The sequence below is a fragment of the Citrobacter sp. 50677481 genome, from assembly GCF_001463265.1.
GTDB classification, from domain to species: Bacteria; Pseudomonadota; Gammaproteobacteria; order Enterobacterales; family Enterobacteriaceae; genus Citrobacter_A; species Citrobacter_A sedlakii.
The window spans coordinates 111367-131466 of sequence record NZ_LNHZ01000061.1; the positions used below are offsets into that span (position 1 = coordinate 111367).

The 20100-nt window shown below is 55.7% G+C and carries 14 protein-coding genes and 1 riboswitch; of the genes, 10 read left to right on the top strand and 4 right to left on the bottom strand.

The window, feature by feature from the left end:
• The first annotated feature begins 3 nt into the window (after positions 1-3).
• Positions 4-128, top strand: a riboswitch (TPP riboswitch).
• A gap of 32 nt (positions 129-160) precedes the next feature.
• The 3 genes from thiB to thiQ are packed head-to-tail and all read left to right on the top strand — an operon-like array spanning position 161 to position 3412.
• A complete protein-coding gene (thiB, locus tag APU02_RS17085; protein ID WP_060570738.1) occupies positions 161-1144 on the top strand; it encodes a thiamine ABC transporter substrate binding subunit in 984 nt (327 codons plus the stop codon).
• Positions 1120-2730: a thiamine/thiamine pyrophosphate ABC transporter permease ThiP gene (gene thiP, locus APU02_RS17090; RefSeq protein WP_060570739.1), complete on the top strand. Its 1611-nt coding sequence runs from the start codon at positions 1120-1122 to the stop codon at positions 2728-2730. The genes thiB and thiP overlap by 25 nt, the downstream gene beginning before the upstream one ends.
• Positions 2714-3412: a thiamine ABC transporter ATP-binding protein ThiQ gene (gene thiQ, locus APU02_RS17095; protein ID WP_042290102.1), complete on the top strand. Its 699-nt coding sequence runs from the start codon at positions 2714-2716 to the stop codon at positions 3410-3412. The genes thiP and thiQ overlap by 17 nt, the downstream gene beginning before the upstream one ends.
• 85 nt (positions 3413-3497) lie before the next feature.
• Here the strand turns inward: thiQ and APU02_RS17100 are convergent, their stop codons facing one another.
• Together APU02_RS17100 and araC are read right to left on the bottom strand one after the other, a co-directional pair.
• Positions 3498-4265, bottom strand: coding sequence for a DedA family protein (locus tag APU02_RS17100; RefSeq protein ID WP_060570740.1), 768 nt, complete (start codon positions 4263-4265; stop codon positions 3498-3500).
• A gap of 85 nt (positions 4266-4350) precedes the next feature.
• Positions 4351-5229, bottom strand: a complete 879-nt coding sequence (araC, locus tag APU02_RS17105) for an arabinose operon transcriptional regulator AraC (RefSeq protein WP_042290107.1) — start codon at positions 5227-5229, stop codon at positions 4351-4353.
• 339 nt (positions 5230-5568) lie between these two features.
• On the opposite strand from araC, the gene araB reads away from it, so the two are divergent.
• The 3 genes from araB (at position 5569) to araD (ending at position 9580) form a co-directional block, all read left to right on the top strand.
• On the top strand, positions 5569-7278 hold the full coding sequence (gene araB / locus APU02_RS17110; RefSeq protein WP_042290110.1) for a ribulokinase: 1710 nt from the start codon (positions 5569-5571) through the stop codon (positions 7276-7278).
• 10 nt (positions 7279-7288) lie between these two features.
• Positions 7289-8791, top strand: coding sequence for an L-arabinose isomerase (gene araA / locus APU02_RS17115; RefSeq protein ID WP_060570741.1), 1503 nt, complete (start codon positions 7289-7291; stop codon positions 8789-8791).
• A gap of 93 nt (positions 8792-8884) precedes the next feature.
• Positions 8885-9580, top strand: coding sequence for an L-ribulose-5-phosphate 4-epimerase (gene araD, locus APU02_RS17120; protein ID WP_042290115.1), 696 nt, complete (start codon positions 8885-8887; stop codon positions 9578-9580).
• A 38-nt stretch (positions 9581-9618) separates the two neighbouring features.
• Here the strand turns inward: araD and APU02_RS17125 are convergent, their stop codons facing one another.
• A complete protein-coding gene (locus tag APU02_RS17125; protein ID WP_042290118.1) occupies positions 9619-10002 on the bottom strand; it encodes a DUF4751 family protein in 384 nt (127 codons plus the stop codon).
• 431 nt (positions 10003-10433) lie between these two features.
• On the opposite strand from APU02_RS17125, the gene polB reads away from it, so the two are divergent.
• The 3 genes from polB to rluA all read left to right on the top strand — a co-directional run bounded on the left by polB (position 10434) and on the right by rluA (position 16643).
• On the top strand, positions 10434-12785 hold the full coding sequence (gene polB / locus APU02_RS17130) for a DNA polymerase II (RefSeq protein ID WP_060570742.1): 2352 nt from the start codon (positions 10434-10436) through the stop codon (positions 12783-12785).
• Positions 12786-13065: 280 nt separating this feature from the next.
• Positions 13066-15972, top strand: coding sequence for an RNA polymerase-associated protein RapA (gene rapA / locus APU02_RS17135; RefSeq protein ID WP_060570743.1), 2907 nt, complete (start codon positions 13066-13068; stop codon positions 15970-15972).
• A gap of 11 nt (positions 15973-15983) precedes the next feature.
• Positions 15984-16643: a bifunctional tRNA pseudouridine(32) synthase/23S rRNA pseudouridine(746) synthase RluA gene (rluA, locus tag APU02_RS17140; RefSeq protein ID WP_060570744.1), complete on the top strand. Its 660-nt coding sequence runs from the start codon at positions 15984-15986 to the stop codon at positions 16641-16643.
• A 40-nt stretch (positions 16644-16683) separates the two neighbouring features.
• On the opposite strand, the gene djlA is transcribed toward rluA, so the two are convergent.
• Positions 16684-17496, bottom strand: coding sequence for a co-chaperone DjlA (gene djlA, locus APU02_RS17145; RefSeq protein WP_042290130.1), 813 nt, complete (start codon positions 17494-17496; stop codon positions 16684-16686).
• 255 nt (positions 17497-17751) lie between these two features.
• Here djlA and lptD point away from each other — a divergent pair, with 255 nt between their 5' ends.
• Positions 17752-20091: an LPS assembly protein LptD gene (gene lptD, locus APU02_RS17150; RefSeq protein ID WP_042290133.1), complete on the top strand. Its 2340-nt coding sequence runs from the start codon at positions 17752-17754 to the stop codon at positions 20089-20091.
• Positions 20092-20100 lie beyond the last annotated feature (9 nt).

Genomic DNA, 20100 nt, shown 5'->3' on the forward strand with positions numbered 1-20100 from the left:
ACGGCGTTCTCAACGGGGTGCTGATAAACATACACAACGTCATTCAGGATGAGGTGTACAGGCTGAGAAAATACCCGTCGAACCTGATCCGGATAACGCCGGCGAAGGGATTTGAGGCTACCGCTCAAAATCCTTTGCCACCCATCTATTGAGGTGCAAAGTGCTTAAAAAATGTCTTCCTCTGCTGCTTCTGTGCGCAGCGCCCGTGTTCGCCAAACCTGTGCTTACCGTTTATACCTATGATTCGTTTGCCGCCGACTGGGGTCCCGGCCCGGCGGTCAAAAAAGCGTTCGAGGCTCACTGTGATTGCGAACTGAAATACGTGGCGCTGGAAGATGGCGTATCGCTGCTCAATCGCCTGCGTATGGAAGGGAAAAACAGCAAAGCCGACGTGGTGTTGGGGCTGGACAACAACCTGCTGGAAGCCGCCACGCAGACCGGGCTGTTCGCTAAAACCCCGATCCATACCGATGCCGTAAACGTCCCTTTCACCTGGAATAACGACACGTTTATTCCTTACGATTACGGTTGGTTTGCCTTCGTCTATAACAAGACAACGCTAAAAAATCCGCCAAAAAGTTTGAAAGAGTTGGTAGAAAGTCAGGAAAAATGGCGTGTGATCTATGAAGATCCCCGCACCAGTACGCCGGGTCTTGGCCTGCTGCTGTGGATGCAGAAAGTGTATGGCGATAAAGCGCCGGAAGCCTGGCAAAAGCTGGCGGCGAAAACGGTCACCGTCACCAAAGGCTGGAGCGAAGCGTACGGTCTGTTCCTGAAGGGAGAAAGCGATTTGGTGCTGAGCTATACCACCTCTCCCGCGTATCACCTCATCGAAGAGAAAAAGGATAACTACGCGGCGGCAAATTTCAGCGAAGGGCATTACGTGCAGGTGGAAGTGGCGGCGCGCACCGTCGCCAGCAAGCAGCCTGAGCTGGCGACGACGTTCCTGCGCTTCATTCTCACGCCCGCCTTCCAGAGCGCCATCCCGACCGGCAACTGGATGTATCCGGTTACCACCACCCCACTGCCCGCCGGGTTTGAGACGTTAACCAAACCAACCACCACGCTGGAATTCACGCCAGCTGAAGTGGCAAACCACCGTCAGGCCTGGATTAGCGAATGGCAACGCGCCGTCAGCCGCTAATTCCCGGCTGGCTGCTGCCCGGTCTTAGCGCCGCCACGCTGATGGTGGCGGTCGCGCTGGCCGCATTTCTGGCGCTGTGGCTTAATGCGCCGCAGGGGGAATGGTCCTCGCTCTGGCAGGACAGTTATCTGTGGCACGTGGTGCGCTTTTCCTTCTGGCAGGCGTTTTTGTCAGCTGTGCTGTCGGTCTTCCCGGCGATATGGCTTGCCCGCGCGCTCTACCGGCGTCGTTTCCCCGGCCGTCTGGCGCTGCTGCGCCTGTGCGCGATGACCCTGATCCTCCCGGTGCTGGTGGCGGTATTTGGTATCCTTAGCGTCTATGGACGACAGGGTTGGCTGGCTTCGCTCTGGCAGACGTTCGGGCTGGAATGGACCTTCTCTCCTTACGGTTTGCAAGGTATCCTGCTGGCCCACGTTTTTTTCAATATGCCTATGGCAAGCCGACTTCTGCTGCAGTCGCTGGAAAATATTCCCGGCGAACAGCGTCAGCTCGCCGCCCAACTTGGTCTTCGCGGCTGGCATTTTTTTCGTTTCGTCGAGTGGCCGTGGTTGCGCCGTCAAATCCCGCCGGTCGCCGCCCTTATCTTTATGCTCTGTTTCGCCAGCTTTGCCACCGTGCTATCGCTCGGCGGCGGGCCACAGGCGACCACTATCGAGCTGGCGATTTATCAGGCGCTGAGCTATGACTACGATCCGGCGCGCGCGGCGATGCTGGCGTTGATCCAGATGGTCTGCTGCCTGGCGTTGGTGCTACTGAGCCAGCGCTTAAGTAAAGCCATCGTTCCCGGAACCACGCTGGTGCAGGGGTGGCGCGATCCGGACGACCGCCTGCACAGTCGGATTAGCGATACGCTGCTTATTCTCCTCGCGTTACTGTTGTTACTGCCGCCGCTGCTGGCGGTGATTGTTGATGGCCTCAACCGCCATCTGTGGGACGTACTGGCGCAACCGATCCTGTGGCAGGCAATGTGGACCTCGCTGCGCATCGCCCTGGCGGCAGGCCTGCTGTGCGTGATCCTCACCATGATGCTCCTGTGGAGTAGCCGTGAACTGCGGGCCCGTCAGCATGTGCTGGCAGGGCAAACGCTGGAACTGAGCGGAATGCTGATCCTCGCCATGCCCGGCATTGTGCTGGCGACCGGTTTCTTTTTGCTGCTCAATAACAGCATTGGTCTGCCGGCGTCGGCGGACGGCATCGTGATCTTCACCAATGCGCTGATGGCGATCCCTTATGCGTTAAAGGTGCTGGAAAACCCCATGCGTGACGCCGCCTCCCGCTACTCAATGCTGTGCCAGTCGCTGGGGATTGAAGGCTGGCGGCGGCTCAAGGTTGTGGAGTTACGCGCTCTGAAACGACCGCTTGCGCAGGCGCTGGCTTTCGCCTGTGTGCTTTCCATCGGTGATTTTGGCGTGGTGGCGCTGTTCGGTAATGACGATTTTCGGACGCTGCCGTTTTATCTGTACCAACAAATCGGCTCGTACCGCAGTCAGGACGGCGCCGTGACCGCACTGTTACTGCTGTTGCTGTGCTTTATGCTTTTTACCGCTATCGAGAAATTACCAGGACGACATGCTAAAACTGACTGATATAACCTGGCTTTATCATCATCTGCCAATGCGCTTTACGCTTTCCGTGGCCCGGGGCGAGCAGGTAGCCGTTCTGGGGCCTAGCGGGGCGGGGAAAAGTACGCTACTGAACCTGATCGCCGGTTTTCTTACTCCTGCCAGCGGCACGTTGATGATTGAGGGCGACGATCATACCGCTACCCCCCCTTCTCGTCGTCCGGTGTCGATGTTATTTCAGGAAAATAACCTGTTCAGCCATCTGAACGTGCAGCAAAACATTGGGCTGGGGCTGGATCCGGGGTTGAAGCTCAGCGCCCTACAGCGCGAGAAACTGATGCATATCGCGCGGCAAATGGGCATCGACAACCTGATGCGCCGCCTGCCCGGCGAACTGTCCGGCGGTCAACGTCAGCGCGTTGCGCTGGCGCGCTGTCTGGTACGCGATCAGCCCGTGCTGCTCCTTGATGAGCCGTTTTCCGCTCTCGACCCCGCCCTGCGTCAGGAGATGCTGGCGTTAGTCAGCGATGTCTGTCACAACCGACAGTTAACGCTGCTGATGGTTTCACACAGTGTGGAGGACGCCGCCCGCATCGCCCCCCGCTCCGTTGTCGTGGCCGATGGGCGAATCGCCTGGCAAGGCAAAACCGATGAACTGGTCAGTGGGAAAGCCAGCGCCTCGGCATTGCTGGGAATTAAAGGGTGATGGTTGTCATGGACGCTTCGCTTTCCCGGCCTACAGTGAAACACATCTGTAGGCCAGATTACGCGAAGCCATCCTTCAGCCAGAATCAGACGCCGACCACCTTCAGCAGGATATCCACGTAGACTGGCATTAGCGGATGACGAATCAGCATCACCAGCGCAACAATCCCCAGCGCCAGCACGCCAGGCGCGAGCCACAGCAAACGCGCTTTTGGGAGAAATACAGTTAACCTGTCGGTTGCCGCCTTTCCACTTCGCCACAGGCGCCAACACAGCCAGCCGCCAACCCATAACAGGAGCGCCGTTGCCAGCAGTAGCCATTTAAACTCGCCGCTCTGCATTCCCGCAGGAATATCGATCGCCGCACCCGCCAGTATCCCCGGCAGAAAGTAAAACGGCGGCCAGAGCAGACAGCCGATGATATTGGGGGTGATAAATTTCGAGACCGGCAGATCCAGCATTCCTGCCACCATCGGCACCAGCGGACGCGTCGGCCCGACAAACCGTCCGACCAGGATCGTAAACATACTATGTTGATGCAGCGCGTGTTCGGTTTTATCCAGCAGCGCCTTGTTTTTCTTAAGGAATGACCAGCGATGCAGCGGCTTTTTAAAGCGCCATCCCAGCCAGAATGAGATCCAGTCGCCGAGCAGGCAACCCACAATCCCCGCCAGCCACGCGTGCCAGAAATTAAGCTCGCCGCTACCGATTAGCGCGCCCAATCCGGCCATCAGTACGGTGCCGGGTAAAATCAGACCGACCAGCGCCAGCGATTCCAGAAAGGCCACCAACACCACGGCTATCAAAGCGTACATGGCGGACTGCAGGATGAAGTGTTCCAGAAATGCTTGCATAGTTCGTCCGTCAGTTTTACGAAACAGGGATTCTGCAAACCCCTCGCTGCTTCGTCAAGCCATCAATTATCTGAATAGTTACAGCTTATGACACCTTCACTGACACATCATTCACTTTTTCCTCACATCCCGCGCGGAACTCACTCGGGCTGGCGCCGGTGCATTTTTTAAAGACCCGGGAGAAATAAAGCTGGTCGTCAAAACCTACGTTACGTCCGACGGTGGCTATTGGCATACGCGTAGTGCTGAGCAGCAGTTTCGCCTGGCTGATACGCTGGTCCTCGCGCCAGCTCAGCACGCTGATCCCCAACTGCTGGCGGAACAGATGCGAGAGACGCGACGGCGACAGGCAAACATGCTGGGCAACGCTGGCGATATCAAAATGGCTGTCGGCGAGATGGTCGCTAATATATTGGCAGGCGTCGCGCACGCGGTTGTCCATTGGCGGATGCAGCGAGGCGTTTATCGCCTCCATACGGCGTAACAGGAGCTGTTCCAGCAGGTTAATCGCCAACAGTTCGGAATAGCGTCCTTCCCCCTGCCCGGCGCTGATGATCTGACCGAACAGTTCATTGAAGTGTGGCTGATGGGCTTCGTCCGGGCGGAAAAAACCGGTCTGGGCGAAAATCGGCGGCCAGGCCAGCCATTCTTGCCAGTAGGCGCGCGGACGGAAGTAAACCCACTGGTGATACCACTGGCTGGCATCCGGGTGACGTCCATAGTGATGAATTTCACCCGGTGGAAACAACAAAATATCGCCGGGGCGGCAAACAAACTGCTTCCCCTGATTATTAATCACGCCCTCCCCACGAATGGTGAGATTGAGAATATAGCCTTTCATCCCCAGCGGGCGATCGATAAAGAAATCGAGATAGCCGTTGGCGTCAATGGGCGTTAACCCCGCCACCAGATGCGCGTTAAACGAGTAGCCGGGCAGGAGGGGATCATTTTGCGGTTCAGCCATAATTTCGCGACTCCCGAAGTTCGGTGAGGAAACAAATTGTCCATATTACGTAAAAGGGTGTTATCTGCGCCCTGCTTTGCCCTGGCGTTGTTGCTGGCAGAGCATCAACTCCGCTTTTTCACAGCATTTTGTAACAAAATTGCGCGGTCAGAGCGATAAAATCTGATAACAAAAGTGTCTATAACTACGGCAGAAATGTCCACATTGAATATTTGCACGGCGTCACACTTTGCAATGCTATAGCATTTTTATCCATAAGATTAGCGGATCCTGCCTGACGGTTTTTATCCCCACTCACTACTGTTTCTCCATACCCGTATTTCTGGATGGAGTAAGACGATGGCGATTGCAATAGGCCTCGATTTTGGCAGTGATTCAGTGCGAGCGCTGGCGGTGGATTGCGCCACCGGCAGCGAAGTGGCAACCAGCGTTGAATGGTATCCCCGCTGGCAAGAAGGGCGCTACTGCGATGGCCCGAACAACCGGTTTCGCCATCATCCGCGTGACTACATCGAATCAATGGAAGCAGCGCTAAAAAGCGTTCTCGCTGAACTGAGCGCCGCGCAACGCGCAGAGGTGGTCGGAATTGGCGTCGACAGCACAGGTTCCACCCCTGCCCCGATTGACGCCGACGGCAACGTCCTGGCCCTACGTCCGGAGTTTGCTGAAAACCCAAACGCGATGTTCGTTTTGTGGAAGGACCACACCGCGGTAGAAGAGGCGGAGGCCATTACCCGTCTGTGCCATACGCCGGGCAAAGCGGACTATTCCCGTTATATTGGCGGTATTTATTCCAGCGAATGGTTCTGGGCGAAAATCCTCCACGTCACCCGCGAGGACAGTGCCGTCGCACAGGCCGCCGTGTCGTGGATAGAGCTTTGCGACTGGGTGCCCGCCCTGCTTTCTGGCACTACCCGTCCGCAGGATATCCGCCGCGGGCGCTGTAGCGCCGGACATAAATCGCTGTGGCATGAAAGCTGGGGCGGCCTGCCGCCCGCCAGCTTCTTTGACGAGCTTGATCCCCTCATTAACCAGCATTTGCCCTACCCGTTATTCAGCGAAACCTTCACAGCCGATCTGCCGGTTGGCACGCTGTGCGCGGAATGGGCGCAGCGTCTCGGCCTGCCGCAGAGCGTGGTGATCTCCGGCGGCGCGTTCGATTGCCATATGGGCGCCGTGGGCGCAGGCGCGCAGCCGAACGCGCTGGTAAAAGTGATCGGCACGTCAACCTGCGACATTCTGATTGCCGATAAGCAAAGCGTGGGCGATCGCGCGGTGAAAGGGATCTGTGGTCAGGTTGACGGCAGCGTCGTCCCCAATTTCATCGGGCTCGAAGCCGGACAGTCCGCCTTTGGCGATATCTATGCATGGTTTGGCCGCATTCTCGGCTGGCCGCTTGAGCAGCTTGCCGCCCAGCATCCTGAGCTAAAAACGCAGATCAAAGCCAGCCAGAAGCAACTGCTGCCCGCGCTCACCGAAGCGTGGGCCAACAATCCTTCGCTCGATCACCTGCCGGTGGTACTCGACTGGTTCAATGGACGCCGTACGCCAAACGCCAATCAGCGTCTGAAAGGGGTCATTAGCGACCTGAATCTGGCGACGGACGCCCCGGCGCTGTTCGGCGGTCTGATTGCCGCCACCGCCTTCGGCGCGCGCGCCATTATGGAGTGCTTCACTGAACAAGGCATTGCGGTGAATAACGTCATGGCGCTGGGCGGTATCGCCCGTAAAAACAAGGTCATTATGCAGGCCTGCTGCGACGTCCTGAATCGCCCGTTGCAGATCGTCGCCTCCGATCAGTGCTGCGCGCTGGGCGCGGCGATCTTTGCCGCCGTGGCGGCAAAGGTGCATGCCGACATCCCTGCCGCTCAACAAAAGATGGCGAGTGCGGTGGAAAACACGCTGCAACCCCGCCCTGAACAGGCGCAGCGCTTCGAACAGCTTTATCGCCGCTACCAGCAGTGGGCGGTGAGCGCCGAGCAACATTATCTTCCGACTGCCGCCCCGGTCATCAACGCACCGGCTCACCAGGCAACCCTGACTCATTAAGGACACGACAATGACAATTTTTGATAACTATGAAGTGTGGTTTGTAATCGGTAGCCAGCACCTTTACGGGCCAGAAACGCTGCGTCAGGTCACTCAGCACGCCGAACACGTCGTTAATGCTTTGAACAGCGAAGCCAAACTGCCGTGCAAACTGGTATTGAAGCCGCTGGGCACCACGCCGGATGAGATCACCGCCATTTGCCGCGATGCAAATTACGACGATCGCTGCGCGGGTTTGGTGGTCTGGCTGCATACGTTCTCTCCTGCGAAAATGTGGATCAACGGACTGACGACGCTTAATAAGCCGCTGCTTCAGTTCCACACTCAGTTCAACGCCGCCCTGCCGTGGGACAGTATTGATATGGACTTTATGAACCTGAACCAGACCGCACACGGCGGTCGCGAGTTCGGTTTCATCGGCGCGCGTATGCGTCAGCAGCATGCCGTAGTCACCGGTCACTGGCAGGATAAGACGGCACAGGATCGTATCGGCTCGTGGATGCGTCACGCGGTCTCAAAACAGGATACGCGTCATCTGAAGGTCTGCCGTTTCGGCGATAACATGCGCGAAGTGGCGGTCACTGACGGCGATAAGGTCGCCGCACAGATCAAGTTCGGCTTCTCGGTGAATACCTGGGCGGTGGGCGATCTGGTGCAGGTGGTTAATTCCATCAGCGACGGCGATATCAACGCGCTGATCGACGAGTATGAAAGCCGCTACACCCTGACGCCTGCAACGCAGATCCACGGCGAAAAACGGCAGAACGTGCTGGAAGCGGCGCGGATTGAGCTGGGAATGAAGTGTTTCCTCGAACAGGGCGGCTTTCACGCGTTTACCACCACTTTTGAAGATTTGCACGGCCTGAAACAGCTCCCGGGACTGGCCGTACAGCGTCTGATGCAGCAGGGCTACGGCTTTGCGGGCGAAGGCGACTGGAAAACCGCCGCTCTGCTTCGCATCATGAAGGTGATGTCAACCGGTCTGCAGGGCGGCACCTCATTTATGGAGGACTACACCTACCACTTCGAGAAAGGCAACGATCTGGTGCTTGGTTCGCACATGCTGGAAGTGTGTCCGACCATCGCGGTGGAAGAAAAACCGATCCTCGACGTGCAGCATCTCGGCATTGGCGGTAAAGACGATCCCGCGCGTCTGATCTTCAACACCCAAACCGGTCCGGCGATTGTCGCCAGCCTGATCGACCTGGGCGATCGCTACCGCCTGCTGGTGAACTGCATCGACACCGTCAAAACGCCGCACTCGCTGCCGAAACTGCCGGTCGCCAATGCGCTGTGGAAAGCGCAGCCGGACCTGCCTACCGCCTCTGAAGCGTGGATCCTGGCGGGCGGCGCCCACCATACCGTCTTCAGCCACGCGCTGGATCTGAACGATATGCGCCAGTTTGCTGAAATGCACGATATCGAAATCGCCGTTATTGATAACGAAACCCGCCTGCCCGCCTTTAAAGACGCGCTGCGCTGGAATGAAGTGTATTACGGATTCAAACGTTAACCAGGTAATTGCCTGATACGCCTCACTTATCCGGCCTGATCAAGGTGTAGGCCGGATAAGGCGTTTACGCCGCCATCAGGCAAGGAGACAAACATGTTAGACGATCTTAAACGCCAGGTGCTGGAAGCTAATCTGGCTTTGCCGCAGCATAATCTGGTGACGCTCACCTGGGGGAATGTCAGCGCCGTTGACCGCGAGCGCGGCGTGTTCATCATCAAACCGTCCGGCGTTGAATACAACGCGATGACCGCCGGGGATATGGTGGTGGTCAGCCTTGCGACCGGTGAAGTCGTGGAAGGAACGAAAAAACCGTCTTCCGATACCCCCACACATCGCCTGTTGTATCAGGCTTTTCCATCAATTGGCGGTATCGTACACACGCATTCCCGCCACGCAACCATCTGGGCACAGGCCGGACAGCCGATCCCTGCCACCGGTACCACCCACGCCGACTATTTCTACGGTACGATCCCCTGCACGCGTAAAATGACCGATGCGGAAATTAACGGCGCGTATGAATGGGAAACCGGCAATGTGATCGTGGAAACCTTCGAAAAACAGGGCATTGATGCCGCCCAGATGCCGGGCGTACTGGTACATTCTCACGGCCCCTTCGCCTGGGGTAAGAATGCTGAAGATGCGGTGCATAACGCCATAGTGCTGGAAGAGGTCGCCTACATGGGGATTTTCTGTCGCCAGCTTGCCCCGCAGCTACCCGATATGCAACAAACCCTGCTTGATAAACATTATCTGCGCAAGCATGGCGCAAAAGCCTATTACGGCCAGTAACACGCCGTTGCGCGTCCGGACAGAGACGCGCAACTTATTTATTCGGGAAGATATTCGGCGAATCGACTTTTGAATAAACAATTATTCGCGCTGATATATTCTATCGCATTATCAAAATAACCGCGTATTTCCTCCCCTTCCAGAGAATGAAAAAAGACGTAATCAACGATCGTTGACTGCCACCGTTGCCCGTGTAAAAAATAATTAATCACCGTATCGCGATGGCCATTTCGACGATCGTGACCTTGCCAATGGAAAAACGCATTTCCATCTTCAATAGTTTCAGTACGCCAAATCTGCCCTGTCCATGTTTTATACTCAATATATTTACTGACGGTGTTCACCGACGGCCTTGAAACCAGCGTATTTACAAAAACATAGTTATGATAATTATTCTGATGTATTCGAGTAAATTCATTCATATACCCACTCCATGAAAAAGAAAACGCCCGTTCCCTAAGCTGAACAATAATCATCCGCTTAAAACAAAATGATAACAGAGAGATATTCCCGACGAAATCGAACCGCATCCTTTTTATTTAGCAATAGATAAATTTAAATATATATTATATTTTATCGATAGGTTACCCAAATATATATTATATTCAGTCAAAGCAATCGGGCGTTTCAAAAGAAAGTTTTACACTTACGTTTAATGAAAACAAATAAAAATTGCTAAATTTTGCTATTCCGAGAAACAAGTAACAAAATCAAACAGGCACTAATCCGAATTATATATAATGTCCTCATTCAGACTTTATAAAGGTTGCATTCGTCAATTACTGTACAAAATAACAGTATTTATTTTCAAACCAGGTTATACTGAAGACACATAAGCGAACAGGTATACAGCGTGGCGCAGGCAGGTTTTATTTTAACCCGACACTGGCGGGATACGTCGCAGGGAACAGAGGTCTCATTCTGGCTGGCTACAGACAGCGGACCTTTGCAGGTGACGCTTGCCCCTCAGGAATCCGTCGCCTTTTTCCCTGAACAGCAGACGCCACGGGTAAAATCACTTCTGGCCGCCGAAAACGGCTATCGCCTGGCGCCGCTTCGTCTCAGAGATTTTCATCGCCAACCGGTGTCTGGTCTTTACTGCCGTTCGCACCGACAGCTAATGCGTCTGGAAAAGCTGCTGCGGGAAAATGGCGTCACGGTGTACGAAGGCGATGTGCGTCCGCCAGAGCGTTACCTGATGGAACGGTTTATCACCTCCCCGGTGTGGGTAGAAGGCGAAGCGCGTCACGGCGCAATCGTCAATGCGCGGCTCAAGCCACATCCTGACTATCGTCCGCCGCTGAAATGGCTCTCACTGGATATCGAAACCACCCGCCACGGCGAACTGTATTGTATTGGCCTGGAAGGCTGCGGCCAGCGCACCGTGTATATGCTTGGCCCGGCGAACGGCGACGCTTCCACGCTCGACTTCCAGCTTGAGTACGTCGCCAGCCGCCCACAGCTTCTGGAAAAGTTGAATGAATGGATTGCCCGCTATGACCCGGACGTCATCATCGGCTGGAATGTCGTGCAGTTCGATCTGCGCATGCTGCAAAAGCACGCCGAGCGCTACCGCGTTCCGCTGCGCTTTGGCCGCGACAACAGCGAACTGGAATGGCGCGAGCACGGGTTTAAAAATGGCGTATTCTTCGCTCAGGCCAGAGGTCGACTCATTATCGATGGCATAGAAGCGCTGAAGTCAGCCTTCTGGAACTTCTCGTCATTTTCCCTTGAGGCCGTCTCGCAGGAATTACTCGGCGAAGGCAAGTCGATTGATAACCCGTGGGATCGTATGGATGAAATCGACCGCCGGTTCGCTGAAGACAAACCCGCGCTCGCCACCTACAACCTGAAAGACTGCGAGCTGGTCACCCGGATCTTCCATAAAACCGAGATTATGCCGTTTCTGTTGGAACGCGCCACGGTCAATGGTTTACCTGCCGATCGCCACGGCGGTTCGGTCGCTGCCTTTGGACACCTCTATTTCCCGCGAATGCATCGGGCAGGTTATGTTGCGCCCAATCTCGGCGAGGTTCCCCCGCACGCCAGTCCAGGCGGCTACGTGATGGATTCACGCCCCGGGTTGTACGACTCTGTGCTGGTGCTGGATTACAAAAGCCTGTATCCGTCAATTATCCGCACCTTTTTGATCGACCCGGTGGGTCTGGTCGAAGGGATGGCGCACCCGGATCCCGCGCACAGCACCGAAGGTTTCCTTGACGCCTGGTTTTCACGGGAAAAACACTGTCTGCCAGAGATCGTGACAACGATCTGGCAAGGTCGCGACGAAGCCAAACGTCAGGGGAATATACCGCTTTCCCAGGCGCTCAAAATCATTATGAATGCCTTTTACGGCGTGCTCGGCACCACCGCCTGTCGATTCTTCGATCCCCGGCTGGCCTCGTCAATTACCATGCGTGGTCATGCGATCATGCGCCAGACCAAAGCGCTGATTGAAGCGCAAGGTTATGATGTGATCTATGGCGACACAGACTCCACGTTTGTCTGGCTGAAACGCGCTCACAGTGAAGCAGACGCGGCGGAAATTGGCCGCTCGCTGGTTGATCACGTCAACGCCTGGTGGAAGCAGGAACTGCAACGGCAAAACCTCAACAGCGCGCTTGAGCTGGAGTACGAGACGCATTTTTGCCGCTTTTTGATGCCGACCATTCGCGGTGCGGATACCGGCAGTAAAAAGCGCTATGCCGGGCTCATTCAGGAAGGCGATGCGCAACGGATAGTCTTTAAAGGGCTGGAGACCGTGCGTACCGACTGGACGCCGCTCGCGCAGCAGTTCCAGCAGGATCTGTACCTGCGAATTTTCCGTCATGAACCCTATCAGGACTACGTGCGGGAAACGATCGCTAAACTGATGGCCGGTGAGCTTGACGATCGGCTGGTTTACCGCAAGCGGCTGCGTCGTCCGTTGAGCGAATACCAGCGCAACGTTCCGCCGCATGTCCGCGCGGCGCGGCTGGCGGATGAAGAAAACCTGAAGCGGGGTCGTCCAGCGCAATACCAGAACCGTGGCACTATAAAGTACGTCTGGACGATTAACGGCCCGGAGCCGCACGATTACCAACGTTCGCCGCTGGATTACGAGCATTACCTGACGCGCCAGCTGCAGCCCGTCGCTGAAGGTATCCTGCCTTTCATCGACGATAATTTTGCTACACTACTGACAGGACAATTAGGGTTATTTTGACGCGTGACGAATCCGCCGCCATCCATTACCATAGCGCCCTTTCCATTCCTGGACCCAAATAATCTTGCTGCCCACTTAGCGACTATCCCGGTAGGCGCCAGGCATGGCGGCAGGGTCGTTATACTCACCATAATTCGAGTGACGGGCTGGCGACGACGCCGCAAATCCGCAGACGCTTCCTGAGGGTAAGTGACGGGAGTGAGCGAGTCGCGCCAACGCATCTGCAGCCTGAAGTATGTCGAGTATTGCCTGCAATTAAAGATATAGAGCCGAACAAAATATGCCTTTTACACTTGGTCAACGCTGGATCAGCGATACAGAAAGCGAACTGGGACTTGGAACCGTTGTCGCCATGGATGCGCGTACCGTCACCCTGCTTTTCCCTTCTACCGGCGAAAACCGTTTGTATGCGCGCAGTGACTCCCCTGTAACCCGCGTGATGTTCAACCCCGGCGATACCATTACCAGCCACGAAGGCTGGCAGCTGCAAATCGATGAAGTAAAAGAAGAAAACGGTTTGCTCGTCTACATTGGCACCCGTCTGGACACCGAAGAAAGCGGCGTAATGCTGCGCGAAGTCCTGCTGGACAGCAAACTGGTGTTCAGTAAACCCCAGGATCGCCTGTTTGCCGGACAAATCGATCGCATGGACCGCTTTGCGTTGCGCTACCGCGCGCGTAAATTTCAGAGCGAGCAGTACCGCATGCCGTGGAGCGGCCTGCGCGGTCAGCGTACCAGCCTGATTCCACACCAGCTAAACATCGCCCATGACGTGGGTCGCCGCCACGCGCCACGCGTTCTGCTGGCGGATGAAGTCGGTTTAGGCAAAACCATTGAAGCCGGCATGATCCTTCATCAACAACTGCTGTCCGGCGCGGCGGAGCGCGTACTTATTATCGTTCCCGAAACCTTACAGCATCAGTGGCTGGTTGAAATGCTGCGCCGTTTCAACCTGCGCTTCGCCCTGTTCGATGATGAGCGTTACGCCGAAGCACAGCACGACGCTTACAACCCGTTTGAAACGGAACAGTTAGTGATCTGCTCGCTCGATTTCGCCCGCCGTAACAAACAGCGCCTGGAGCATCTGTGCGACGCCGAATGGGATCTCATGGTCGTTGACGAAGCGCACCATCTGGTCTGGAGCGAAGACGCGCCAAGCCGCGAGTATCTGGCGATTGAGCAACTGGCAGAACGCGTGCCTGGCGTTCTGCTGCTGACCGCCACCCCGGAGCAACTGGGGATGGAAAGCCACTTTGCCCGTTTACGTTTACTCGATCCGAGCCGCTTCCACGACTTCGCCCAATTTGTCGAAGAACAGAAGAACTACCGCCCGGTCGCCGACGCCGTCGCCATGCTGCTGGCAGGTAACAAACTCAGCAATGACGAACTGAATATGTTGGGCGAGCTTATCGGCGAGCAGGATATTGAGCCGCTGCTGCAAACGGCAAACAGCGACCGCGAAGGCGCGCAAAGTGCCCGACAGGAACTGGTCTCCATGCTGATGGACCGCCACGGCACCAGCCGCGTCCTGTTCCGTAATACCCGTAACGGCGTGAAAGGTTTTCCGAAACGCGAGCTGCATACCATTAAGTTGCCGCTGCCGACGCAGTATCAGACGGCGATTAAAGTGTCCGGCATCATGGGCGCCCGCAAAAACGCGGAAGACAGAGCGCGCGACATGCTGTATCCGGAACAAATTTATCAGGAGTTTGAAGGCGATACCGGCACCTGGTGGAACTTCGACCCGCGCGTAGAATGGCTGATGGGCTATCTGACCAGCCATCGCTCGCAAAAAGTACTGGTCATCTGCGCCAAAGCGACCACCGCGCTGCAACTGGAACAGGTGCTGCGTGAACGCGAAGGCATCCGCGCCGCCGTGTTCCACGAAGGCATGTCGATTATTGAACGCGACCGCGCCGCCGCCTGGTTTGGCGAAGAAGACAGCGGCGCCCAGGTGCTGCTGTGCTCTGAAATCGGTTCTGAAGGTCGTAACTTCCAGTTTGCCAGCAACCTGGTGATGTTTGATCTACCGTTTAACCCGGACCTGCTGGAACAGCGTATTGGTCGTCTCGACCGTATTGGTCAGGCCCACGATATTCAGATCCACGTGCCTTTCCTGGAAAAAACCGCCCAGTCGGTGCTGGTGCGCTGGTATCACGAAGGACTGGACGCGTTTGAACATACCTGCCCGACCGGTCGCGCCATTTACGATGCGGTCTACAACAACCTGATTGGTTACCTGGCGGCGCCGGAAGAGACGGACGGATTCGACGATCTGATCAAAACCTGCCGCGAGCAGCATGAGGCGCTAAAAGCACAGCTGGAACAGGGGCGCGACCGCCTGCTGGAGATCCATTCCAACGGTGGCGAGAAAGCGCAGCAACTTGCCGAAAGCATTGAAGAGCAGGATGACGACACCAGTCTGATCGCCTTTGCCATGAACCTGTTTGATATCGTCGGCATTAACCAGGACGATCGCGGTGAAAACCTGATTGTGCTGACGCCGTCCGACCATATGCTGGTGCCGGACTTCCCGGGCCTGCCGGAAGATGGCTGCACCATCACCTTTGAACGTGATGTGGCGCTATCGCGGGAAGACGCGCAGTTTATTACCTGGGAGCATCCGCTGATTCGTAACGGCCTGGATCTGATCCTCTCCGGCGATACCGGCAGCAGCACCATTTCGCTGCTGAAGAACAAGGCGCTGCCGGTCGGCACGCTGTTGCTGGAACTGGTATACGTCGTCGAGGCGCAGGCACCGAAGCAGCTTCAGCTTAACCGCTTCCTGCCGCCGACGCCGGTGCGCCTGTTGCTGGATAAAAACGGTAATAACCTGGCCGCGCAGGTGGAGTTCGAAACCTTTAACCGTCAGTTGAGCGCCGTTAACCGTCACACCGGCAGCAAACTGGTTAATGCGGTGCAGCAGGATGTGCATGCGATTTTGCAACAGGGCGAAGCGCAGGTTGAGAAATCTGCCCGTGCGCTGATTGACGCCGCGCGTCATGAAGCTGATGAAAAACTGTCGGCAGAGCTTTCGCGTCTGGAAGCGCTGCGCGCCGTCAATCCAAACATCCGCGACGATGAGCTGGCGGCGATTGAGAGCAACCGTCAGCAGGTGCTGGAAAGCCTGAACCAGGCCGGATGGCGACTTGATGCGTTACGTCTGATTGTCGTTACGCATCAGTAACGGAGCTGAAGATGGGAATGGAGAACTACAATCCGCCGCAGGATCCCTGGCTGGTGATTCTGTACCAGGATGAACACATTATGGTGGTCAACAAGCCGAGCGGCTTGTTGTCCGTGCCGGGGCGTCTTGACGAGCATAAAGACAGCATCATGACCCGCATCCAGCGCGACTATCCACAGGCAGAGTCGGTGCACCGACTGGATATGGCCACCAGCGGCGTGATTGTCGTTGCGTTAACCAAAGCGGCGGAACGTGAACTGAAGCGCCAGTTTCGCGAGCGCGAGCCAAAAAAAAAGTACGTCGCGCGGGTGTGGGGACATCCTCAGCCCGCCGAGGGGCTGATTGATCTACCGCTTATTTGCGACTGGCCAAACCGGCCAAAGCAGAAGGTCTGCTACGAGACCGGTAAAGCGGCGCAGACCGGGTATGAAGTGGTGGACTATGCGGCGGATAACAGCGCCCGCGTGGTGCTCAAACCCATCACCGGACGCTCGCATCAGCTTCGTGTCCATATGCTGGCGCTCGGTCATCCGATCCTCGGCGATCGCTTTTACGCCACCCCGGAAGCGCTGGCAATGGCGCCGCGACTGCTGTTGCACGCCGAAACGCTCACCATTACCCATCCCGCTTACGGCAACAGCATGACGTTTAAAGCGCCTGCCGATTTTTAACTTTGTTTACCGGATGGCGCTGCGCCATCCGGTAAACGACTCACTTAAATCCTTTCTGGTCTTTGATTAATTCATATGCTTTCTGAATTTCCTGCGCTTTCTGCTTCGCCATCTCCATCATTTCTGGCGGTAACCCCTTAGCGACCAGTTTGTCCGGGTGATGTTCGCTCATGAGCTTACGGTAAGCGCGTTTGATGGTGGTTGCATCATCAGAGGGCTTCACCCCCAGCACGTTACAGGCGTCCTCCAGCGTCGGACCGCGCTGCGTCTGCTGCCAGCCACCGCCGGATTGCTGCTGGTAACCACCGCCAAACTGCGCGCCGCCCTGCATCATACGCAGGAATTGCTCAAACTGAACGCGGGAAATGCCCAGCTCTTCGGCAATCACATACAGCACTTCGCGTTCGTTCGGGTGCAGCGAGCCGTCGGCAAATGCCGCCTGGATTTGAATCTCCAGAAACATACGAATCAGGTCGAAACGACCAAAACAGACGCTACGAAACTGACGCATTTTTTCACGCAGTGGGTAATTGTCTGATTTTCCGACGCGGAACGCGTTTTGCGCCGCAGATCGCGATTCGCCATGTAAATTCATTCGATCCATAAGCACATTTGCCACATGGATATCCGCTTCGGTCACCCGTCCTTTTGATTTCGTTAAGTGCCCCATCACCTCAAAGGTAGTGGCAAAAAACAGCGCCTGACGCTCACGCTGGTTGGCAAACCACGCCATTTTTCGGCTGCGGGCTTTGTCAAACATATGGCCGATTAACAGCCCGAGAACCACGCCCCAGAAGCCGCCGCCCATCATCAGAGCCACGGCCACGCCAATAATTTTTCCCCAGTACTGCATAAACTCCCCAATTTGTCTCACGCCTGGTGAGGTTATGTCCCGCAAAATAAGCCGCTTTTTACCGTTTCACGGCAACGGTCAATTGTGGGACATCGCCTATAATTTGCATTATCATACCTGTCATTCACAGCCGTGACTAACACCACAGACGCTATCCCGGCAGGATTAACACTAGCACTACGAACATGAGTAAGTTAGGCTGTGGCGGTTTGTCACGCGCGACGCTACTGATGATGGAACAATAAAATACAACGTATGAAAAAACGTATTCCCACCCTCCTGGCCACCATGATTGCCACCGCCCTGTACAGTCAGCAGGGTCTGGCAGCCAGCCTCGCCTCACAATGTATGTTGGGCGTGCCAAGCTATGACCGTCCTCTGGTACAGGGCGAGACGAATGAACTCCCTGTCACCATTAATGCCGATCATGCGAAAGGAAATTATCCCGATGACGCGGTGTTTAGCGGCAATGTGGACATCATGCAGGGCAACAGCCGTCTGCAGGCCGATGAGGTGCAGTTGCATCAGAAAGCCGCGCCAGGCCAGCCTGAGCCAGTACGCACCGTCGATGCGCTCGGTAACGTCCATTACGACGACAACCAGGTGATCCTCAAAGGGCCGAAGGGCTGGGCAAACCTGAACACAAAAGATACCAACGTCTGGGAAGGTGATTACCAGATGGTGGGCCGTCAGGGCCGCGGTAAAGCCGACCTGATGAAACAGCGCGGGGAAAACCGCTATACCATCCTTGAGAACGGCAGCTTCACCTCCTGTCTGCCGGGTTCTGATACCTGGAGCGTGGTCGGTAGCGAAGTGATCCACGACCGTGAAGAACAGGTTGCGGAAATCTGGAACGCCCGCTTTAAAGTGGGTCCGGTTCCGATTTTTTACAGCCCGTACCTGCAATTGCCGGTGGGGGATAAGCGTCGCTCAGGTTTCCTGATCCCGAACGCGAAGTACACGTCGAAAAACTATTTCGAGTTCTATCTTCCTTATTACTGGAACATCGCGCCAAATATGGACGCGACGATCACGCCGCACTACATGCACCGTCGCGGCGGGATAATGTGGGAGAACGAATTCCGCTATCTGACGCAAGCGGGCGCAGGCCTGATGGAGTTTGACTATCTGAACTCTGACCGCGTCTATGACGATGAGCATCCCAAAGACGATAACTCGCGCCGCTGGCTGTTTTACTGGCAGCATTCCGGGGTGATGGATCAGGTGTGGCGCTTCAATGTCGACTACACCAAAGTCAGCGACTCCAGCTACTTTAACGATTTCGACAATAAGTACGGTTCCAGTACCGACGGTTACGCCACGCAGAAATTCAGCGTCGGTTACGCGGTAGAAAACTTCGACGCCACCGTGTCGACCAAGCAGTTCCAGGTCTTTAGCGATCAAAATAACAGTAGTTACTCCGCAGAGCCTCAGTTGGACGTTAACTACTATAAGAATGACGTCGGTCCGTTTGACACCCGTATCTACGGCCAGGCAGTGCATTTTGTCAACACCAAAGACAACATGCCGGAAGCGACGCGTTTGCACCTGGAGCCAACCATCAATCTGCCGCTGTCAAACAAGTGGGGAAGCCTCAACACCGAAGCGAAACTGATGGCGACGCACTACCAGCAAAAGAACCTCGAGAATTATCCGCAATATGATGATTCGGTGAACCGCGTTATGCCGCAGTTCAAGGTTGACGGCAAAATGGTATTCGAACGTGATATGAACATGCTCGCGCCGGGATACACCCAGACGCTGGAGCCGCGCGCGCAGTATCTGTACGTGCCGTATCGCGATCAGAGCAAAATTTACAACTACGACTCCTCTTTGCTGCAGTCTGACTATACCGGTCTGTTCCGCGATCGCACCTATGGCGGCCTGGACCGTATCGCCTCGGCGAATCAGGTCACGACCGGCGTCACATCCCGCGTATATGATGACGCGGCGGTTGAACGTTTTAACGTTTCTGTTGGTCAAATCTACTATTTCACCGAGTCTCGCACCGGCGATGACAATATTAAGTGGGAGAATGATGACCAAAAAGGCTCTCTGGTATGGGCAGGCGACACATACTGGCGTATTTCTGAGCGCTGGGGACTGCGTGGCGGTATTCAGTACGATACCCGTCTGGACAGCGTCGCGACCAGCAGTTCCAGTATCGAATACCGTCGCGACGAAGACCGCCTGGTACAGTTGAACTACCGTTACGCCAGCCCGGAGTATATCCAGGCTACGCTGCCGAGTTACTACTCGACGGCTGAGCAGTACAAAAACGGTATCAACCAGGTGGGCGCTGTCGCCAGTTGGCCGATCGCCGACCGCTGGTCTGTCGTTGGCGCTTACTACTACGATACCAACGTGAATAAACCTGCCGACCAGATGTTGGGTCTGCAATACAACTCCTGCTGTTACGCGATCCGCGTCGGTTACGAGCGTAAGCTGAACGGCTGGGAAAACGAAAAAGAACACGCGGTATATGACAATATCATTGGATTCAACATCGAACTTCGCGGTCTGAGCTCCAACTACGGTCTCGGCACGAAAGAGATGCTGCGCTCCAACATATTGCCGTATCAAAGCACTCTGTAATAGATTGAT